Annotated in this window: 16 protein-coding genes and 1 pseudogene; 13 read left to right on the top strand and 4 right to left on the bottom strand. The window is 52.7% G+C overall.

What is annotated here, in order from left to right; genetic code table 11:
• Positions 1 to 446 precede the first annotated feature (446 nt).
• The 3 genes from KTE_RS21000 (at position 447) to KTE_RS20990 (ending at position 2,152) form a co-directional block, all read left to right on the top strand.
• Positions 447 to 908, top strand: a complete 462-nt coding sequence (locus tag KTE_RS21000; protein WP_201384303.1) for a MarR family winged helix-turn-helix transcriptional regulator — start codon at positions 447 to 449, stop codon at positions 906 to 908.
• 151 nt (positions 909 to 1,059) lie between these two features.
• Positions 1,060 to 1,497: a nitroreductase/quinone reductase family protein gene (locus KTE_RS20995; protein WP_201384301.1), complete on the top strand. Its 438-nt coding sequence runs from the start codon at positions 1,060 to 1,062 to the stop codon at positions 1,495 to 1,497.
• 22 nt (positions 1,498 to 1,519) lie between these two features.
• Entirely contained in the window at positions 1,520 to 2,152 is a 633-nt protein-coding gene (locus tag KTE_RS20990) for a hypothetical protein (RefSeq protein ID WP_201384292.1), read from the top strand.
• Positions 2,153 to 2,747: 595 nt separating this feature from the next.
• On the opposite strand, the gene KTE_RS20985 is transcribed toward KTE_RS20990, so the two are convergent.
• Positions 2,748 to 3,158 carry a MerR family transcriptional regulator gene (locus KTE_RS20985; RefSeq protein ID WP_201384291.1) on the bottom strand — a complete coding sequence of 137 codons (411 nt, stop codon included), beginning with the start codon at positions 3,156 to 3,158 and terminating at the stop codon, positions 2,748 to 2,750.
• Between the two features lie 142 nt (positions 3,159 to 3,300).
• Here KTE_RS20985 and KTE_RS20980 point away from each other — a divergent pair, with 142 nt between their 5' ends.
• The 8 genes and pseudogenes from KTE_RS20980 to KTE_RS20945 all read left to right on the top strand — a co-directional run bounded on the left by KTE_RS20980 (position 3,301) and on the right by KTE_RS20945 (position 11,495).
• Positions 3,301 to 4,185 carry an SDR family oxidoreductase gene (locus KTE_RS20980; protein ID WP_236600509.1) on the top strand — a complete coding sequence of 295 codons (885 nt, stop codon included), beginning with the start codon at positions 3,301 to 3,303 and terminating at the stop codon, positions 4,183 to 4,185.
• Positions 4,186 to 4,208: 23 nt separating this feature from the next.
• A complete protein-coding gene (locus KTE_RS20975) occupies positions 4,209 to 5,240 on the top strand; it encodes an LLM class flavin-dependent oxidoreductase (RefSeq protein ID WP_236600508.1) in 1,032 nt (343 codons plus the stop codon).
• 135 nt (positions 5,241 to 5,375) lie between these two features.
• A pseudogene (locus KTE_RS20970) lies at positions 5,376 to 6,022 on the top strand (transposase); the annotation flags it as partial.
• 829 nt (positions 6,023 to 6,851) lie between these two features.
• Positions 6,852 to 7,265 carry an RrF2 family transcriptional regulator gene (locus KTE_RS20965; protein ID WP_201384288.1) on the top strand — a complete coding sequence of 138 codons (414 nt, stop codon included), beginning with the start codon at positions 6,852 to 6,854 and terminating at the stop codon, positions 7,263 to 7,265.
• A 129-nt stretch (positions 7,266 to 7,394) separates the two neighbouring features.
• Positions 7,395 to 8,381, top strand: a complete 987-nt coding sequence (locus KTE_RS20960; RefSeq protein WP_236600507.1) for an NAD(P)/FAD-dependent oxidoreductase — start codon at positions 7,395 to 7,397, stop codon at positions 8,379 to 8,381.
• Between the two features lie 84 nt (positions 8,382 to 8,465).
• The gene (locus KTE_RS20955; protein WP_201384284.1) at positions 8,466 to 9,371 is read left to right on the top strand and encodes an NAD(P)/FAD-dependent oxidoreductase; all 906 of its coding nucleotides are present in this window, start codon (positions 8,466 to 8,468) and stop codon (positions 9,369 to 9,371) included.
• A gap of 119 nt (positions 9,372 to 9,490) precedes the next feature.
• Positions 9,491 to 10,057: a hypothetical protein gene (locus KTE_RS20950; protein ID WP_201384282.1), complete on the top strand. Its 567-nt coding sequence runs from the start codon at positions 9,491 to 9,493 to the stop codon at positions 10,055 to 10,057.
• A gap of 88 nt (positions 10,058 to 10,145) precedes the next feature.
• Entirely contained in the window at positions 10,146 to 11,495 is a 1,350-nt protein-coding gene (locus KTE_RS20945) for a hypothetical protein (RefSeq protein ID WP_201384280.1), read from the top strand.
• Between the two features lie 669 nt (positions 11,496 to 12,164).
• Here KTE_RS20945 and KTE_RS20940 read toward each other — a convergent pair.
• The gene (locus KTE_RS20940; protein ID WP_201384278.1) at positions 12,165 to 14,078 is read right to left on the bottom strand and encodes a PAS domain-containing sensor histidine kinase; all 1,914 of its coding nucleotides are present in this window, start codon (positions 14,076 to 14,078) and stop codon (positions 12,165 to 12,167) included.
• Positions 14,079 to 14,167: 89 nt separating this feature from the next.
• Positions 14,168 to 14,719, bottom strand: coding sequence for a hypothetical protein (locus tag KTE_RS20935; RefSeq protein WP_201384276.1), 552 nt, complete (start codon positions 14,717 to 14,719; stop codon positions 14,168 to 14,170).
• A gap of 636 nt (positions 14,720 to 15,355) precedes the next feature.
• Between KTE_RS20935 and KTE_RS20930 the strand changes: the two genes are divergently transcribed.
• On the top strand, positions 15,356 to 15,544 hold the full coding sequence (locus KTE_RS20930; RefSeq protein WP_201384260.1) for a hypothetical protein: 189 nt from the start codon (positions 15,356 to 15,358) through the stop codon (positions 15,542 to 15,544).
• A 110-nt stretch (positions 15,545 to 15,654) separates the two neighbouring features.
• On the opposite strand, the gene KTE_RS20925 is transcribed toward KTE_RS20930, so the two are convergent.
• Entirely contained in the window at positions 15,655 to 16,047 is a 393-nt protein-coding gene (locus KTE_RS20925) for a cation transporting ATPase C-terminal domain-containing protein (protein WP_374226817.1), read from the bottom strand.
• A 677-nt stretch (positions 16,048 to 16,724) separates the two neighbouring features.
• Here KTE_RS20925 and KTE_RS20920 point away from each other — a divergent pair.
• Positions 16,725 to 17,723 (top strand): SRPBCC family protein, encoded by a 999-nt coding sequence (locus KTE_RS20920; protein ID WP_201384256.1) that lies wholly within the window; start codon positions 16,725 to 16,727, stop codon positions 17,721 to 17,723.
• Positions 17,724 to 17,745 lie beyond the last annotated feature (22 nt).

The raw sequence follows: 17,745 nt of genomic DNA, 5'->3' as shown, positions 1-17,745 counted from the left end.
TCATCTCATTTTTGTCCAGCATGGCTCGCTTTTTTCGGTAACATTTTACGTGAGTGCATACAGTATTGAAAACTCCTAGCAAGCCCATTTATGCCCCTATGGATAAGGGCACGGGATGTACTGCACATCCTCTACACCTTCGCTCAAAGGCGGCGGGTGCTACTTTCCTGATGATATTTGTACGAGCCGTTCACGTCCGCGTTTATGAGCGTCCCCAATTGGCTACGAAACATTCCCCGTTTGATGCGTCTGCCTAGTCCTACAGTTGTAGATGAAGGAAGAAGAAAAGCCATGCAAGGGAAACGATCCTTCATGTTCCGGAGAAAACACCTCTCCCTCTCTTGACAGGCGACGATGGGTCTGGTATTCTATTTTCATAATGAAAATATATGGAGGGGGTGAACAGCCAGATGACGCTGGCGGCACACCAGGCATGAAGGAGTTCCATGACAAGCACATCGTTTCCTGATCGGCCAGAGATGACGACGGCCTTGCTCCGGTTTATCTTCTTTCTGAGCGACCACATCGAGCAACAACAGTGGAACTTTGAGCAACAGATGAAGGGATGCCATCCCGAGGATGTGCGTGTGCTCTTCCTCTGGATGGAACCGCGTGGCCCGTTGATGGTCAAAGAGATCGCCCAGGCTCTGGGTGATGTGAATTTGAGCACACTGACCCGTATCTTAGATCGGCTGGAGCAGCATGGCTACATCAGGCGGATGCTCAATCAGGAGGATCGGCGCAGTTTCCGAGTCATCCCGACAGAGCAGGGCCAGCGGACCATTGAAGCCTTTCTGCAGGAATGGCAAAGTATCTCACAAGGCGTGCTCGATACCCTGACGACAACGGAGCAACTGGTTTTCATCGACCTGCTGGCGAAAGTCCAGCGAAACTGGCCCTCCCGCTAGCTGATGGTAGCCCTTCGCTGTCCCTGAGCGGGAGTTTCCTGCCCCGGCACAAGCGTTGCTTTTTTTTGCCCTGTATTTGATTTCACTTTGGTATTATATCAAAATGGTATTATCTGAGCAGGGCGGTTTTTCCCACGAAAGGAAGACGATCATGACAGAGAAGACAGCTAAATTGAGTATGTTTGCGTTAATTGTCTACAACCTGACAGGTGGGCGTGTTCAGATGAACAACGAGAAGGATCCGGTGGGGATGCTGGAACTCACTACAACAGGGCGCAAGTCCGGACTCCTGCGCAAGGTTTCATTGGTCTATGTCAAAAGTGGCGCCACCTACGTTGTGGCTGGCTCGAACGCTGGACGAGATCGACATCCCGCGTGGTTTTTCAATCTCCGCAGCCAGCCGCACGTACAGGTGCGCATTCAAAACTGGCAGCGCACCGCCATCGCGGAAGTCGCCGATGCCGAGCAGCGAAAAGTGCTCTGGGAACGGCTTGTGACGGCTTCGCCGATGTTTGCACGGTATGAGAGGCTCACGCAGCGAGAAATCCCTATGGTGCTCTTACGCCCGGAAAAAGAATCTGGTTTCTGATCGAGAGAATAAGGAGAGAACCATGCAAAACATCTCAGAGAGAGAAAAGACGTCTCTTGCAGAACCAGCCTTGGGCTGGCCCCGTTGGGGAGGGCGCGCGCTGGTGTTGGCAGGAGGGCTGTGGATCATCACCTACCTGGCGGGAGCTATGGACAGAAGACTCATTGACCCGGATTACTTTGATGGATCGGTGCTCATGTGGATTGGCATGATCGCTTCCGAGGCGGCGCAAATCTGCCTGGGAGTTGGTCTGATCGCACTGAGCACGCGGCTCTGGACGCGGGCGAAAGGCACGGCTACCGTGGGGATTGTGCTGGAGGCGATCGCGCTTGTCACCCTCCTCATCGATCTCGCCCTGTTTCCGAGTCTGCTGAATGGAGCCATTCTTCCTCGTGAGCTGTCGGCTGTCACGACGGTCGCGCTTTTTGCCGGGATGGCGTTGCTCGGGATCGCCACCTTGCGCGCACGAGCCTTACCCGTCTTCGCAGCACTGCTCCTGCTGCTGGTCGGAGTGCTCACCGTCCCCTTGATTTTTCTGGCCTTTCCGCTTGGAAATGTCCTGCCCAATTATCTCGTCAGCGACCTGCCCCTGGTCACAGCCAGCGTTCTCCTGATTCTCGTTGGCGCTCTGGTTCCTGGTAGATGGCGTGAATGAGGGTTTCGCGACTCCCCACCCGATTGGCTCCTCACTATCCGCGCCCATCCGCAGGTGACACTTCGGGTAAGGAACCATATCGTGAAAGCGGAAGCAGAAAGAGCAGGACCAGAGTAAAGGCGTGAACTGCGGGAGCGCTTCGTGCAAGGCGCTCCCCATATCTCTGTGTAGCGGTCTAACCTTAGGTGATCCCGAAATTCCACACAGAACCTAGTCAATAAGTAGGTCTTCCATTAGCCGGTATCCTCTTCATTAGAGGTTGCCTGGTGGATTACCTTTCACCGTTCTACACACCTTAACAGTGAACCACCAGCATGCCCAATAGTACCGTGAAGGCATGGGAGGAGGGCAACTCCACGCTGCTGGAATTCGGGCAGAACAGCCCTGACCATATATTGCCTAGCTGACCGACTCAACTTTAGGTACTTATTTGCCGCTCGGCCTTTTTACGCCATGCTACTGTCCCATTTCCCTTTCAGGATCAGGTAAGGCGCTGCTTTAGTCACATTGGTAACAGTGACACCTTGCTATCAAGGCTAGGTTCTGTGCGTCTCATCGGCGCACTGCATATCCCTACACTGTGCACAATCGCCAGTCAAGGTTCGGAAGTGATATGGGTATTGCCATGAGCAATTCCATTTCCTTCAGCCTTCATCAACGCCAACTTCTGTACCAACATCTGAGTGAGATAGGTTTGCACTTGGTCTAAATCTGCCTTTTTCCTCTCTATATCCTTTATCTTTTGGCAAATAAGCTCAACTTTCCTTTGGAGAGGGAGTTCATTCGCTTCATCTGCGTTGATGAGTTCTTTCAACTCTGCTAGCGTAAACCCTGCCGCTTGACCTGCTTTGAGCATTTTGAGATACGCAACCGTCTCCTCGGAATAATTCCGATAATTATTTTCCTCACGCCGGAAAGAGCCGCTCGCAAGGAAGCCTTGTTTCTCATAAAAACGAATGGTGTGACGCGTCAAACCGGTCTTTTTTTCCAATTCTTTGATGAGCACTGAAAACTCCTCCAAAAAGCCTTGACTATAGACGCTACTCTACAGTTTACACTCTGGACATGAAAGAGGCAAAAACCTTTGAAGAGGAAACAGAGCCAGCCCGAGAAGTTCCAAAGCATTTGGAGACGAGGAGATACGAATCATGGCGATGAATAACCATAGTATGCAGGGAAAAGTCTGCCTGGTGACGGGCAGCAGTTCAGGAATTGGCAAAGTCACAGCCAGAGAACTGGCTAAAATGGGCGCGACCGTAGTGATGGTCTGTCGCAATCGTACAAAGGGAGAAGCAGCACAAGCAGAGATCAAAGAGGAAAGTTCGAACGACCAAGTCGATTTACTCGTCGCAGACCTCTCAGAGCTTTCTCAGGTACGCCGCGTGGCCAATGAGTTCAAACAGAAATATCCACAACTTCATGTGCTGGTCAACAACGCCGGGGGAGCGAATAGCGAGCGCAAAGTCACCTCGGAGGGGCTCGAGTTCAACTTCGCGACGAATTACCTGGGCCCATTCCTGCTCACCGAACTGCTGGTAGATGTGCTGAGGGCCAGCGCGCCAGCACGCATTGTGAATGTCAGTTCTTCTGCTCATACCCAGGGAAAGATCGATTTCGCTGACCTGCAAGGGACAAAAAGATATAGCGTTGTGAAAGCGTATAGCCAATCCAAACTCGCACAGATCTACTTTACCTACGAACTGGCTGACCGACTCAGGGGCACAGGAGTCACAGCCAACGTACTCCATCCCGGCATGGTCGTTTCGAACTTTAATAGTGGCACCAGAGGCATTATACATCTCATGGGAGAGGTGGCCTACTTTTTTGGCGGCATAGATGTCGAGAAAGGAGCGCAGACCACCCTCTATGTGGCGACTTCTCCTGAACTTGTGGGAGTGAACGGGAAGTATTTCTCCCAAAGCAATCAGGGCAAAGAGACGCCCTCTTCTAAACGCTCCTATGATGCCGCCATTAGCCATCGTCTATGGGAAGTCTCTGAGGCGTTGATTGATCAGAGCGAGCGGTTGCCCTAGCCAAATAGGGAAGGAGAAAACAGATGATGTTACCACAAGATCACTCAAATGCTCTCTCACAGCGCTCTTTGCGTGACCGCATCGGGGTCTGCATCGAAGGCTCAGACCCCGTGAACAGTCTCAACAAGATCCGTGCAGCGGAACTGGCGGGCGTCCAACAGATCTGGATGACGGCGGGCGGCGCGGGTTCTGGATCTCCCGATACACTGACGCTCTTTGCTGCCGCTGCAGCACAAACTGAGCGCATCAGGCTCGGGACCGCCATTACGGTGACCTATCTGCGCCACCCGTTGCTGATGGCGCAACAGGCGCTCATGGTACATGCCCTTGCTCCGGGACGCCTACGGTTAGGGGTCGGGCCTGGCGCTCGTGAGAGCCTAGAGGGTTGGTATGGTCTGGAAATTTCTGAGCCCCTATCATATCAAAAAGAATACGTGCAAATCTTGCGCGGCTCGTTGTGGAAAAACAACGCAGACTTTCACGGCACCTTTTTCGAGACAAGAAACGCTGTTCAGATGGGCAATTTCGACACAGTCATTACTGCTTCGCACAGTACTCAGATTCCTTTGCTTGTCGCAGCGTTAGGCCCGAAGGCGTTCCAGCAGGCTGGAGAGATCGCCGATGGGGCAATTTCTTGGATGTGCCCAGTTCCCTATCTGCTCAACCAGGCCAAACTCGCGCTGCAAGCCGGAGCCGAAAGATATTTGCGTGCCGTGCCTCCGCTGATCGCGCATCTGATGGTGGCCATGAGTACAGATGAAGCAGCGACCCTCGCTGCGGTACGTCAGAGAGTGCAAGTGTACGCCAGGGTGAGTGGGTATGCGCGCGCGTTTGTACGGGCTGGCTTTGCCAGAGCAGTAGAGGGTGATGAGAAAGCGTTAGATGCGTTGGCGCGGGCACTGGTGATCAGCGGTGATGAGAGCGCCGTGAGCCAGCGCATCCAGGAACTTTTAGAGGGTGGTCTTGATGAACTGATGCTGCAACTCGTTCCCATAACTTCCGAGGCGAGCGAAAGAGATCAGTTGCTTCATCTGGTTGGCTCCCTCAAGGCATGACAACGATCAACAGATGCAGAGACGCAACGCCCTCCCAGAGTTCTCGCAGAGAGTGTGTTCCTTCTCTGCATCTGTTTTTCTCCTCGTGCCAAATGGCAATGAAGAGGGTTCTAAAACTGAGAAAGAGAAAAAGCGATGCCACGAACACGCCCCTGGGAAGTCGGCGACGACTGGTGGGAGAAAGTCAAGTTACTGATTCCACCAGCACCCTCACGTGCCAAAGGGGGACGACCACGAATGGATAATCGGCAAGTATTTGCGGCAATCATCTACGTATTGCGCACAAGAATCCAATGGAAGCGTTGCCCTGGGAATTGGGAGCGAGTTCAACAGTGCATGGCCGTTTCCAAGAGTGGGAATCGCAAGCAGTGGACGGAGCAATGACGAAAGCCCCCTTCGGCAAAGCCGCAACCGGAGCCAACCCCACCGATCGCGGCAAGAGTGGAACCAAATGCAGTTTCCTCACCGATGGGGCCGGGATGCCCCTGGCTCTCGTCGTTGATGGAGCGAATCGTCACGATACACGCTTACTCTGTGCTACTCTGGACGGTATCGCAATTCTGCGACCCGATCCAACAGAAGAGCACCCTCAGCATCTCTGTCTGGATGCAGCTTACGATGGAGCTCCCGCACATCAGGAAATCGAGAGCCGCCATTATCTGCCTCATATTCGCAGTCGTGAACAAGAGAAGCAGGAGAAAAGACGTCTTCCCAGTCATCGAGCACGACGATGGGTAGTGGAGCGCACTCACTCATGGATCAATCGCTCGCGTCGTCTCCTGGAATGAACTGGCCTTTGAAAGCCCTCGCCTGCATGAGTGGATGCATCGTCGTCGCTTGCTCATGCTTGCCAGCCTGGCCTATGCCTTTCTTTTGGAACTCATGAAGCCGCCATGGGAAGGCACGAAGGACTGGCTCTTGCACTTTTGGTGCCGTCGCACCAGAGGCGAGAGCTGTCCGTTTGAGGAATTACCACTTCAAGCCAAAGGCCTCGCTTAGCAGCAAGGCCAGGCCAGAAGCGGGAGCGGTCTGGATGAGGAATTATAACAATAATCTCGCACTAGTTTGCGATGCGAAATGCATGAATCCCCTCCCCAGACTGGTTTGTGACATATAAGCTCAAGATTATTAAACTGCCTGATAAGCGACTTGAATCACTTGGCTAGACTTCTAGAAAGATGATTAGCTTCTGGAACGGGACGAAGGGGCTCATTTTGCACCACTAACTAGTACTATAGTGACCCTTACTCATCTCAAGGAGAAGAAGAAATGGAAACTTGCGGTTCTTGCAAGATCTGAAGGATGAGAGCCCATTTCCCTTCTCTGCACCATCGATGATACTGCTCGGCGGTGCTAGACCACGAGCCCAAATATTCTAGATCACCCACCAAGAAGCGCCAGTGCTCATTACAACAATTTCTTTTGTTCATTGGGCGGGATAGACCCACGAGTTGCGCAACGAGGTTGTCAAAAGGCGAAAATTGCGCACGCACCCTCAAAATGGAAAGAACTCTCTCGAAAAAAGAAACCATTGGAGATGGAGAAGCTTGACATGATCCTCTGAATGTTCTATTATGGACTCAATGAGTCTGTAATAGAAAGGAAAGAGGTGTGAAGTATTCCCAAGCGACCAATTATGCGCTCCATACCATGCTGTATCTGGTGGCTCTCCCTCTCGGAACAACCGTCGGTGTCCAGCAATTGGCAGAGCTTCAGGGGCTTTCCCCGACGTATCTCTCCAAGATTTTGACCAAGCTGGTGAAGGCGGGCATGATCGAGTCTACTCCCGGAATCAACGGAGGATACAAGCTGACGAGAAACAAAGCAGATCTTTCTTTTCTGGAGGTTATTCATGCCATTGAAGGGACTGCCTCCCTGTTTCATTGTGATGACGGTGAAGATCATCAGGGGTGCTTAATTCAGGGGGTGATGACACATGCAGAACAGCAAATGGAAGCGTATCTCAAAGAGCGAAAGCTCGTTGAACTGGTTGGACAAGTAGGCGATGTAAACGCGCTTGTGTGAACGCGCCTGCGTGTTTTTTTGGCCCTATTGTAGATATTAAGAGTCTATAATATCCTTTAGAAGGGGTTGATCCGATAACCGTTGGCTGGGCTATGCTCGGCGGTGGACCGACAGGTTTTCATGCTGCGCTTGTGCCTACGCAGAGCCAACAGAAGCGTCATGGTGTTTGACACAAGGAGGAACGGTATGTTTCAAAAAACGTTTGGAGGCAAGCAAGACATCGTAGATGTGGTGGTGGTTGGCGCGGGTGCTGCGGGATTGAGCGCGGCGCTGTTTCTCTCCCGTGCGCGACGCCGCACTATCGTCTACGACGGTGGTCCAACGCGCGATTCGGTGATAGAGCAGGTCCATGAATTTCTTGGGTACGAGGGGATCACGCCAGCAGAGTTGCAGGCACGCGGACGCGCCGAGGTCGTGCGCTACGGTGGCGAAATCCGCAGCGAGGCTGTGCTCAAGATTGAGCCGAGGCCCGACGGGCTCTTCGATGTCTGGAGCAGGCAGGGGATGGTGACAGCCCGCGCCGTCGTGCTCGCGACCGGGCTGGTGGACGTGCTTCCATCGGTGCCGGGCTTGCGCGAGGGCTGGGGTCGGGATGTGCACGTGTGCCCGTGCTTCAGCGGCTATGAAGTACGAGACAAGCATCTCGTCGCCTTCGGACTGGGGGAGCGCCTTGCGCAGCTCGGTAGTTTGCTCACCGCGTGGTCGTCCTCCGTGACGGTGGTGACCCCGCACGAGTTCGACTCCGCGGCCCTCGACCGGCTGCATGAGCTTGGCGTCGAGATCGTTCGGGATGAGGTGACGGCGTTGGTGCGGCAGAACGATCAACTCGTCTCGGTCTCGACGGCGGGTGGGACGGAGTTGCCAACCGATGCTGTCTTCGTGGCCGCACCATTTCGGGCTGCATCTGATCTCCCAGCGTCCCTCTGCGAGGTAAATGAGGCTGGTTTCGCCGTCACCGATGTTGACGGACGGACGAGCCGCCCCGGCGTCTGGGTCATTGGGAATGCAACCGATCCTGTCGGCCATCTCGCTCATGCAACCGCCGCTGGCGCTCGCGTTGGACCCTGGGTCGTCACCTATCTGCTTGACTCGTCGCGCTCTCCGAGGACAACGTAAACGAACCGCTTCTCGCTGTTTTTTTATCGTTATCAGAGATATAAAGGATCTAGAAAGTCTCTTTTAAGAAAGGAAGGTCATCCAATGATCATTGACTGTGCCATTATCGGCGGTGGACCGGCAGGGTTAAATGCGGCTCTTGTCCTGGGGAGAGCCAGAAGAACGGTTCTGGTGTTTGACGAGAATCAACCAAGAAATGCCGTAACGCAGGAGTCGCATGGATTTTTGACACGAGACGGAGTCAAACCGAACGAGTTCAGAGCCATTGCACACCAGGAAATCAGCAAATATCTTTCGGTGGAAATTCAGCACGTGCGAGTCACTGGTATTCGCCATACTGATGACTCTTTTGAAATCACCACAGAGAAAGGGGATCTGCTCTCCGCAAAGACAGTCTTGCTTGCCACCGGTCTCAAAGAGATTCTTCCCACGATAGATGGTTTGCATGACTATTACGGGAAAAGTGTGTTTAGCTGCCCCTACTGCGATGGATGGGAACTCAAGGAGAAGCCCCTTGTCGTGATCGCAGAAGAAGGGCAACAGGCTTTCCATATGGCCAAAATTGTCTGGAATTGGAGTCACGATTTGCTCCTCTGTACGAATGGCCATCAGATTCTCACTGAAGCACAACAAGAAACGTTGCGCAAGAAAGGGCTTCAGGTGGTGGAAGATCGTATTACCGCTCTTGTTGGAAAACATGGGCAGCTAGAGCGGATTGCGTTTGCCACGCAGGAAGAGAAACGCCGTGAAGGCGGTTTTGTCGCCTCCCAGTTGCTCCAGGCTTCGCCTTTTGGCGAAGTACTCGGCTGTGAGATGAATGTCATGGGGGGAATCGTCACTGATCCCTTGGGGAGAACGACAGTTCCAGGCGTGTATGCCGCAGGTGATGCCTTAGTGGGTGTCCCTCATCAACTGATCATCGCGGCAGCCGCGGGAAGTCGGGCAGCCGCAGGCGTAAATACGGATTTAACCGAAAGCGAATTTCTGTAAGAGAGGAGAGAAGCCGCATCATGGGGAGGAGGAAAGGCACAGAGCCATACTTGCGCACGAGCTGAGCCGCGTGGTGACAGCAACCCTCACTCTCCTGCGGCTTTCGGGAAGAAAAACACATGACCCCTGAGAAGAAGACCGATGGCTCCTCTTGCTCTTCGGATGTTGCCATCCAAACCTCTGCGCAATCTGTGCCTTCAACACCGTTCTGGTTCAGTGAAGTGACCGTGATCGCGCGCTACCTTGGATACCAGGGCGTGCTTTCGGCCATTACGGAGCGTGTGCGCTTTGCCCGGCGTCGGTTCGGCCATTACGACCTGATTGACTTTGTCTCGGTGTTATTGGGTTATGCCATCAGCGGTGAACGAACGCTGGAAACGTTCTATGAGGGTTTACAACCCTTCGCTGCCCCGTTCATGGCTCTCTTTGGCCGAGAACACCTCCCCCACCGCTCGACACTCAGTCGCTTTCTCGCTGCGCTGAACCAACCAGTGGTTGAGGCATTGCGCGCGGTGTTTCTCGAAGATCTGGTGGCCCGCCTCTGGAGAAGGAGGAGAAAACTGGTGGGTTATGGGATCGACAGGGAAACCATTGGGTGGTGTTCGACGTTGATGGCACACGACAAGCGGCTCGCCAACGCGCCCTGCCCTCCACACCCGATCTCCCACCAGCCCAACGCCGACTGAACGAGGTCTGCGCTCCTGGCTATACAGGACGCAAGCGGAGTGAAACCGTCCGGACGCGGACCACCGTGCTCCAGGCACATACCCACCAATGGCTCGGCACCTTTTCGGGGCATCGGGGGCAGGCAACGGCGACTATCGCGGAGAACTGCGGCAGGCAATCACGGTGATCCGCGCGTACCTGGAAGAGCTATCTGTTCCATTGAGTCAGGCCGTGGTGCGCTTGGATGGGCAATATGGCAATGGCGCGATTGTCGCGGATCTGGCTGGACTTGCCTACATCATGCGGGGCAAGGACTATGGTCTCCTCGATCTTCCCCAGGTGCAAATCCGCCTGGCCCAACCGCCTGACCAGCACACGACCCATCCAGAAACAGGAACCTGCCGGGCACTTTTTGACTGCCCTGATCTGCTCTTAACCCCGATCGGGCAGCGCACACGGGTCATCGTCGCAACCCATCCAGGGACCGAGACGAAGGCTTCTGTCGGGACCACGCGCGGCGAAGTAGTCTACGAGTTGTTTTTCACTGCCTTGCCGGTGGATGCGTTTACTCCCGCTGATGTCGTTGCCCTGTACTTGCATCGCGGGGCATTTGAGGCGGTGCTGGCCGATGAAGACGAGGAACAGAATCTGGATCGTTGGTGTTCGCATACCGCCTGGGGTCAGGAGTTCTGGCTCATTCTCGCCCAATGGATTTGGAATCTCCACCTGGAATTGGGGCATACCCTCCACCCCACACCCATGCGCACAACGGAATTTGCTCCTGCCCAGATCGATGAGCCTGCGGCGGCTACGCCTGATCCTGTCTCTCAGCCAGCTGATCCAACTCCGGTCACGTATGGACCACCACAGTGGGCACGTCCATCATACACCAAAGGGTTTGCCGGGGCAGATTTCTCTCTCCAGCCCGATGGGACGCTGCGCTGTCCAGCAGGCTGCCCTCTCTATCCACAAGAGCGCCGAAAGGAGCGCGATGGCTCGCTGCGGGTGCTGTATGCAGCCCGGATCGGCCATTGTCGCGCGTGTCTGCTCCGTGAGCAGTGTCAAGAATCGGCAACGACCATGAAAGCGCGCCGAGTGAGCGCCGTCTATTGGCCTGTCTCTTCGCCTGCATCGATCGCAGGTGAGCCTCTTTCTGCACCAGAGGAACCTTCGCCTCCACCAGCCTTGCATCCGGTGCTCTGGGGAGATTGGCAACGGCGCGCTCATCGGCGGGAGGTCGTCAAACTCCTTCGCCATCAGCGTGTCGATATCCAACTCACGGAACGAGCTTCACAGGATCAGCCATCTCAGTCCTCGCCAGTTCGACTGCTTTCCCGTGCAGAACGAGCACACTACCGGCTCTCCTGGGCTGAACGCTTGGCGTGCAATGATCTCATGATAGTAGCAGAATTGGGGGAAGATGCTGTGGAGATCACTCCGGTCATGCGCCTCCTGTGATACCAGGAGAGCATACCCCTGTATTGCCCTGGCCCTGTCTGAATACTCATGGACTTGCCCATCAGCAGTAATCGCGGTGTAATAGGTCGTAGAGGGAAACTGCATACAAGGGCGAAGGAAGAGAATATTCCTGTACGTGCTACCATTGAGAAGCGTGGCAACGTCCGAAGAGAACCAGGCTCTCCAGGAAGCATTGGCAGCATGGCCTCGTTTGGGGTCGAGATAGTAGACGGCATATTCAACCCCAGAGACGACCTCCGGCATTACTTTGGCGTTTCCATAAATGAGAGTGTACACGTTTCTATTTGGCCTCCATGTCTCAGAGGTTGCTTTCAAATGCTCCCACCGATGCTCGCCATAGAGTAGAACAGGGCATCCTTCTTGGTAGCTGGTACCTGCTTCTTCTGGTGAGATTTCCATCCAGGTAGAGATTGGGATGGAAACGTTGGTACTCTTCTTGGCAGACAACTGCTCTGGTAGCTTTGATTTCCAGGACTGCGACAAAAGAGGAACATCGACATCAGTGAGCTGCTTCATGGCCCATGTGAAGTCAGGAACAGAAAGCTCCCGACCATCGCGCAATTGGGCGTGATATGTCCTTTCAAGAAGCCATTGTTCGCTCTGCTGTTCAGAAAATGGGGTAGTCATTATCATCATCTTCTCTCTTCGTTATATGTGTTCTAAAGGAGCGAACGGAAGCGTAAACCAGAACGTTGATCCCTCTCCAGGAGTGCTTTCGACGCCTATTCGCCCATCATGGCGCTCAATAAGTGTTTGGCTGATATAGAGACCTAAGCCCAGGCCCATCCCTGATCCACTTTTCGCTTCAATCTCTCCTATCCGATAAATTTTTTTCCAGACCTGCTGCTGTTGTGTTTCAGAGAGACCTGGCCCCTGATTATGCACTGATACGCGTACCATTGTTTCTTCTTGCTCCAAGCGAACATCTATCGGCGTGCCGGCTTCAGAGTACTTGAGCGCATTGGAGAGATAGTTGTTGACCACCTGTCCAACACGGTCTGCGTCGGCCCATACCTCTGCCTGGGAAACCAGAGTATGCCAGCGAATCGTACGCGTAGGGGCAAGGATGCGCTGATCTTCAACCACCTCGCAAACAATCCTGACCAGGTCGCACCAGGTACGCTGCAGGGTAAATTGGTTCGTCTGGATACGCGAGATATCAAGAAGATCATTGACCAATCGATTTTGCCTCTTGATCTGGCGCTCGACACGATCAAGCAAGCTCCGAACCGTGGTAAGGGTCAGGGCCATGGTCTCGTCGAACGTTGTTTCCGGTTGTTGAAGGTGTGTGAGCTGGAGTTGTGCGAGTTGAAGATTCCCTTTCATGGAGGTTAATGGTGTTTTGAGTTCATGGCTGGCGATACCAAAAAATGCATCCATCTGGCGTGCTGTTTCCTGCAAGGCTAACTCACGTGCCTTCGCTTCGGCTTGTTCTTGCAGGAACTGTTCCCGCTCGGTAACATCCTGATTCATCTCCACGATGACCGCTGCTTGACCAGCCTTCGCAGGCACGAAGATCTGACGACTCTCCACGATCAAAAGTTTCCCATCGCGCGATGTCTGGGTGAGTTGCCCTTGCCAGTGTCCACGTGTGGCCAGGACGAGAGCGACCGCCTCACGCGACGCGTAAAAGCAGGTCTGCAAAAGGGTGTGGATATCCTTCCCAATAGCTTCCTGCTCGGTCCATCCATAGAGCGCAGTCGCCCCCTGGTTCCAGACGAGAATACGGTCGTCTGGGCTATGGATGATGATAGCATCGTGAGCTTGCGCAAGGAGATCTCCCTGCACCTGGACGTTATGCGAGCGTGACGTCTGTTCCTGATATGTTCTCATAAGATACTCAGCAAAGGGACGCGAAGGGTCCATTGGTGTTACAACCCTCCAAAAACGCGCTCTTCCTCTAGCGGCTTGCTGCGTTATGACATGAGTACCAATTGTATTCATCACCACCATGTTCCGTTGTGCCAGAAGCGGATGGAGGACAGAAGAGGAACGAACATCGTCTTGTTCGGCGCGTTGTTGCTCAATTTGCTGAGGGGTATGCCCATAGTACACACTGGCAGCATGCACGTCCTGCAACAAATCATGCTCTGGCAGCGCGAAAATGGCGTCTAAGGCTTGCAGCAAGTTCATTCTCCGATTCAGCAAGACGAGACGACCATGGGCAAGGCGCTGTGCCAGATCCTCATGAGGAGGAAGAACAGTTGCAGCCTTCTCGATTTTGCGCGTGAGACCAGCAAAAGCGAGCCCATCCAATTTTCGCTCGAGGAATGCCACCACCGCAGCTGTCTTTCCCTCCTGCCAACCCTGTAAGAGACCTAAGCACGTGTTCCCCTCATATCGTCGGCTGTGCGTCGAGACATTCAGGAGGTGGTCTTTACATGCACAGATCCAGAGGGAATGAAGATAGTGGACAGTTTCAGCAACAGGAAATGCTGAGAAGCGCCGCTGCCCATGTACGTCCTGAATGAAGTCAAGACTTGCCTCAAATTCGGATTGTAGCCGCTCAAATGCTTCGAGTTTCTGCGTTACCAATACCGTTCTCACGATTGCTTCTTCCATAGCAAGCTCTTCTTTCTTCGCTTCTCACACCTGGTAACTGCCAGAAAGAGGCTCTTTCGAGGCACACTCGTGGCAGCACCTGAGAGGCGTTAGCGTTGTACATTGTGGCGAGGTGAAAGGCTTCCCATCTCAAACGCGGCATCAGATGTGCCGCCATCGTCGAGCCAACGCCCTATGGCCTCAGTCTCGGATGTGTTGCCATCATCACGCCAGCGTTCCGTTACCTCAGCCTCAGAGATCACCTCTAAGAAGGGGTCATCAGAACGGTACGTTCTGGCTCTCGTTTTCCGCATCACCTGGGTTGCAGGAGCAACGCATGGTCTTCCTCGCTCCTGGTCATAGCAGTCATAGACCATCTGATCCGTGCGCTTTGGGTGCGGTTTCTGCCCTGGAGGAAGGGGGATGACCGGCGGGCCGGGCTTAGATGTCGGCCAAGCCGGGTAGACATACGGAGTTTGAGCATGTCTCTCCGGCATGGTTGTCTCTGCGAAGTTGCCCTGGCTTGCACTATCTTCTCTCGCAGAGGAGCCCTGCACAGATGGAGAGACGCCTTGAACGATCACGACTGTTTCTGGATGCTCATCTGGTTGTGCGTTTCTCATCGCCTTGACTGGCGGGTGTGTTTCTTGAATAGTGCTCATAGGAGTTGCCTTTCTTGCGAGAAACCAGAGGAGCACTTCTTCGGTTGAAGGCGTGTCAACCAGGAGCAGACTCTTGAAACAGTGTCATCGAAGAGATGGTGTCGTTTTTCCTCAGTGGGCTCGTTGGCGCCGGTCCTGTATTTCTCTGAACCAGAGAAGAGTGATCAGGAGGGCAAAGAGCGCTAAGGGGAGAAGGAAGAGTCGCATAATCATGTGATCCTGTATGGTTTGCCTCCAGATGCCTATGCCTGAAGGAGGAGAGGAAGCACAAACGCGAGAGCGCAAACGCGACCATTGTAGCAATCATGTCTGCCGAGTGGGGAGAAGAGCGCTCAGAACGTTAGTAGTTACGAGGGACATGGTGTGAGAGGCTTGACTCAAGAAAAGATCTATGAGCTACTTTTAGTATACACTATTTCTGAGAAAAATACAAATATATATCTAAGCTATGATATTTTGATTTCATAACTTTTTTATGAAAAATTCAACTACTAAATAGAATATCCCCAGATCCTGGGCAGACGAATAAGATAGAAGGAGCTATGAAGCGAGAAGTTAGAAGGATATCTATTTAACGACAACGGTAGAGTTCAGAAGAAAAGACCCGGGTTGTTCACGGGTGAGAAGGAAAAAGCAATGTCACAACCTGTCATATCACAGCAAGAAGTAAAGAGTTATAGGCCCGGCCTGTTTCGTTCATCGTATCAGAAGTATGAACATGACTTGAAACGTCACACAGAACGAGGCTGGCGACTGGTCTCTTGTACAATAGCGGGACGGGATATCTTTGGGCGTACATGGCTCACGGCGACCTATGAGCGGTGAACGAAAGAGAGTAGGGATTATTCTTCATTCCTATCCCTTTGCTCAAGAACAATACTGCGGTCCTTTTGGGGCAACCCCAAAAGACGTTGCCCCAATTTGGTGGAAACTCCTCATGCATACCGTCGCATCAAGCGGCGCTTGACCAACTCCACGAGGAGCAAGTAGCTCACAATCATCCCTGCCAGGAAGAGAAAGTAGAGGGCGGGCAATGGTGTGAAACCAAGTGGTCCGGCAAGTGGCGTGTAGGGGAGCACAAAGCCAACCAAGACAATCAGGAGCGTAGTCAGCGTGAGCGGAAGACTGGGGCGACTGTGTAGCGGATTGCCTGCCGTGCGAATACTAAAGAGGACCAGTGTCTGAGTCGCAAGCGACTCCACGAACCAGGCAGTATGGAAGAGTACTGCTCCAGCATTGAAGGTCCGTAACATGATGAAGAAGGTCAGGAAATCGAAGATCGAGCTGACTGGTCCAATGAAGATCATAAAATGACGGATGAGCCTGATATCCCAATGCTGCGTTTTTTGACATAGCTTGCATCTGAGCTTGCCCCAATTTGGTAGAGTGGGGGAAGGTAAGATATACTACTCAACTGATTCTGTTAAGAAACAGCATTGACTTCGGATTTTTCAGCCAGGAAAACTACTCACACTTCATCTGTGGAATAATTCCCTCCTGGTTGTATCCTGGCAGTTGCTTCTACCTTCGATCAGGTAGAACAGATAGCAAGCGTGAAGAGGCATGCATGCACAAAGTATGATCTGCTCTAAGATCTATAATGCCCAATGATCAATATAGTATTACTAAAATACAAACAGAAAAGCTATTGACATTCCCAGCCACAAAAATCTGCGTTAGGTTAATAATAGTGGACAAAATTTCAAAAACATGGTATTGTTTTTACAAACTAAAGATAAATTAATTGTAGAGTATGCTGGAGAGGCATCCTCTTCGAGCCTCTCAACATCAATCGGTAAATGGAGAGCAATCCCAACACGTTCCAGATAAAATGCGCATTTTATACAAAAAAGGAGGGTATCAGAGTTATATCCCTCTAAATGTCTAAAAGCTGGATGTGTAAAGAGATGCGCCCTGTAGCAGAGCACGCGTCTGGCACCAAAACGGACCAGGACCTGCTCCTTTGGGCAGCTCATTGTTGTGTTGGTAACGTAAGAGGGAGGGAATGATGGGTGAGCATCATGTGACGGTACTTGTACCTACATCAATAAAGAATGCCTATGCGTTCTTTACACATTTTCATGATTTCCCAAAGTATATGCATTCCGTTCGGGAGGTGACGTACTATGACACTCAACGTAGCCATTGGGTTGTACAGGTAGCAGGAAAACAAGAGTGGGATGCTGTGAATGAGAACTGGATTCCTGAGCGGCAGGTAGGCTGGAGATCAATAAAGGGGTTGCAGAATAGAGGTACGATCAAGTTTACGCCCTTAGGAACTGAGCAAACATTAGTAGATGTCTTCATCAACCATGACCCTCCGATGGGTATCGTCGGGAGAATGGCAGAATGGCTGGGAATAAATAGCTATTTTCAAACCGTGCTGGAAAAGGAGATACAGAACTTCGCCAGAATGGTAGAGGAGGCACCCCAGGGAACATCAGATCCAATGTCATCGCACTACCTGTTTCATCAAGAGAGCGCATTCACAAGAGGGGAAACGACGGAGAGACAACGGGCGGCAATGAAGGATGATCCGAAAATGTCTCCAGTGCATCTGCGAGAGAGAGAAAAAAGAGTGGCATCTGAACGGGAGGAGGAAAAGCGAGAGCACGAGGTCAGACAAGCCAGAGCACAACGGAAAAGGCAGCAGATGCAGGAGGCGGTTAGAGCACAAGATGAGGCGTTGCAGCGACAAAAAGTGTCTGATGTGCAAGAAAAACATGCAAAGGAAGAGAGAGAAGAGAGACAGAAAGGCATCACACACGAGTTAGATCCAGTGCATGATACCATAGGGGGAAGGAACGCTTCAATGGAGCGTACTGCCTTTGGCGATCAAGATGCCAGACATGAGCGTTTTCCACAACATGACGCAGGCCCAATGACGGCACGTTCGTTGAAACCGCGGAAAGAGGAAACGTCAGAGCCTGTAGCAGACGAGAAAGCTGAATCCCAGTGGAAAAATCTTATTCGAGGACGATCATTAGATGATGAGACGAGGTGAGTATGACGCCTAATGTTCAAAA

It is taken from the genome of Ktedonobacter sp. SOSP1-85, assembly GCF_016587415.1.
Classification (GTDB): Bacteria; Chloroflexota; Ktedonobacteria; order Ktedonobacterales; family Ktedonobacteraceae; genus Ktedonobacter.
The sequence above is the reverse complement of the archived record's forward strand: the minus strand, read 5'-3'. Positions and strand labels throughout refer to the sequence as shown.

What these genes read in the sequence shown, in the direction of transcription:
- KTE_RS20950 (WP_201384282.1), top strand. Translation starts at nt 9,491, where the DNA reads ATGACCCCTGAGAAGAAGACCGATGGCTCCTCTTGCTCTTCGGATGTT.
- KTE_RS20930 (WP_201384260.1), top strand. Translation starts at nt 15,356, where the DNA reads ATGTCACAACCTGTCATATCACAGCAAGAAGTAAAGAGTTATAGGCCC.
- KTE_RS20935 (WP_201384276.1), bottom strand. Translation starts at nt 14,719, where the DNA reads ATGAGCACTATTCAAGAAACACACCCGCCAGTCAAGGCGATGAGAAAC.
- KTE_RS20990 (WP_201384292.1), top strand. Translation starts at nt 1,520, where the DNA reads ATGCAAAACATCTCAGAGAGAGAAAAGACGTCTCTTGCAGAACCAGCC.
- KTE_RS20995 (WP_201384301.1), top strand. Translation starts at nt 1,060, where the DNA reads ATGACAGAGAAGACAGCTAAATTGAGTATGTTTGCGTTAATTGTCTAC.
- KTE_RS21000 (WP_201384303.1), top strand. Translation starts at nt 447, where the DNA reads ATGACAAGCACATCGTTTCCTGATCGGCCAGAGATGACGACGGCCTTG.
- KTE_RS20920 (WP_201384256.1), top strand. Translation starts at nt 16,725, where the DNA reads ATGATGGGTGAGCATCATGTGACGGTACTTGTACCTACATCAATAAAG.
- KTE_RS20945 (WP_201384280.1), top strand. Translation starts at nt 10,146, where the DNA reads ATGGCTCGGCACCTTTTCGGGGCATCGGGGGCAGGCAACGGCGACTAT.
- KTE_RS20975 (WP_236600508.1), top strand. Translation starts at nt 4,209, where the DNA reads ATGATGTTACCACAAGATCACTCAAATGCTCTCTCACAGCGCTCTTTG.
- KTE_RS20940 (WP_201384278.1), bottom strand. Translation starts at nt 14,078, where the DNA reads ATGGAAGAAGCAATCGTGAGAACGGTATTGGTAACGCAGAAACTCGAA.
- KTE_RS20980 (WP_236600509.1), top strand. Translation starts at nt 3,301, where the DNA reads ATGGCGATGAATAACCATAGTATGCAGGGAAAAGTCTGCCTGGTGACG.
- KTE_RS20955 (WP_201384284.1), top strand. Translation starts at nt 8,466, where the DNA reads ATGATCATTGACTGTGCCATTATCGGCGGTGGACCGGCAGGGTTAAAT.